This window comes from Dietzia sp. DQ11-71 (genome assembly GCF_014144995.1).
Lineage (GTDB): Bacteria > Actinomycetota > Actinomycetes > Mycobacteriales > Mycobacteriaceae > Dietzia > Dietzia kunjamensis.
The window spans coordinates 1-1,323 of sequence record NZ_JAALDT010000441.1 but is presented as its reverse complement, the minus strand read 5'-3'; the positions used below and the strand labels follow the sequence as shown (position 1 = coordinate 1,323).

Annotated in this window: 2 protein-coding genes; one reads left to right on the top strand and one right to left on the bottom strand. The window is 71.4% G+C overall.

What is annotated here, in order from left to right; translation table 11 throughout:
- Positions 1 to 43 precede the first annotated feature (43 nt).
- Entirely contained in the window at positions 44 to 394 is a 351-nt protein-coding gene (locus G6023_RS14170; RefSeq protein ID WP_182636111.1) for an HNH endonuclease, read from the bottom strand.
- Positions 395 to 776: 382 nt separating this feature from the next.
- On the opposite strand from G6023_RS14170, the gene G6023_RS14165 reads away from it, so the two are divergent.
- Positions 777 to 1,323: glutamyl-tRNA reductase (locus G6023_RS14165; RefSeq protein ID WP_472986453.1), on the top strand; the 547-nt coding region annotated here is incomplete at its 3' end.

The following is a 1,323-nucleotide window of genomic DNA, read 5'->3' as shown; positions in this document are numbered from 1 at the left end:
GGTGCCGGGGGGTGCGCGCGGCGGCGGCCGCGACGGTGGGCGGTCACTCCTCCCGCGGCGCGTCGCGCAGGTCCCGCAGGATGGTCGCGTGCCGGAGCAGGAACGCGCCCTCGTCGAGCTTCTTGCGCCGCAGCCACCCGGTGACCTCGCTGTTGTGCTTGCTCGCGTTGCACGACGCGCAGGCCGGGACCACGTTCTCCAGGGTGTAGCGCCCGCCGCGTGAGATGGGCTGGACGCAGTCCTTCTGCAGCGCGGGCCCAGTCGCGGAGCAGTAGGCGCAGGCTTTCCACGCGTCGAGGATCCGGGCCCACTGCGGGGCGGTGAGGTCGTTGTCGACGTGGGACAGACGCCGCTGACGACGCTTCGCGTATCGGGCGCGGGTCGCGGCGGACATGGTCGACGAGGACCTGCGGCGAGGGGGCACGGATGCCACCGTACTGCGGTCCGTGCTGTTGACGGTGCCCGCGGGAGGGCGGCCGGATATAGCATCTGCCCCTGTCACGGTTTTGTCCCGGGGTGTCAGGCGGGTTACGGTGGAGCCCGTTACGGGTCGTACGCAGGCTTGAGGCCACGGCCGTCCCGGCAGGGTGTTTCCGCCATGGGAGCGCCTTGTACGCAGCCGTGCACACCGACGGGAGACGACCGACTGTGGACCAGCGTTCCGCGAGTTCGTCCTGCGGGGCCCCGTCTGTTCTCCGACCGTCTCCTCGCCGAGTTGACGAGTTGGCATCCATTCTGGCATGGGCCCCCGAGGCCCTGGCGTCCGGGGGTCGGCTGTGAGCATTCTCCTGGTGGGGCTGTCCCACCACAGCGCGCCGGTGTCCCTGCTCGAGGCGGTCGCCGTCTCCGAGTCCGAGCGCGACGGGCTCACCGAGGAGCTCATCGCCGGCGAGAACGTCGACGAGGCGATGATCGTCACCACCTGCAACCGCGTCGAGGTCTACTCCGCCGTGGACGCGTTCCACCCGGCGCTCGACGACGTCGTGACCCTGCTCTCGCGCCACTCCGGCCTGGGCGCCGACGAACTGAGCCGCCACCTGTACGTGCGCTACTCCGAGTCCGCCGCCGAGCACCTGTTCTCCGTGGCCTCGGGGCTGGACTCGATGGTCGTGGGCGAGCAGCAGATCATCGGCCAGATCCGCACCGCCTACCAGTCGGCGTCCGAGATCGGCGCGGCCGGCACCACCCTGCACCGGCTCGCCCAGCAGGCGCTGCACGTGGGCAAGCGCGTGCACACCGAGACCGGCATCGACTCGGCCGGCGCGTCGGTCGTGTCCGTGGCGCTGGACCGCGCGGCCGAGATCCTCTCGGACGGCGCCAGCC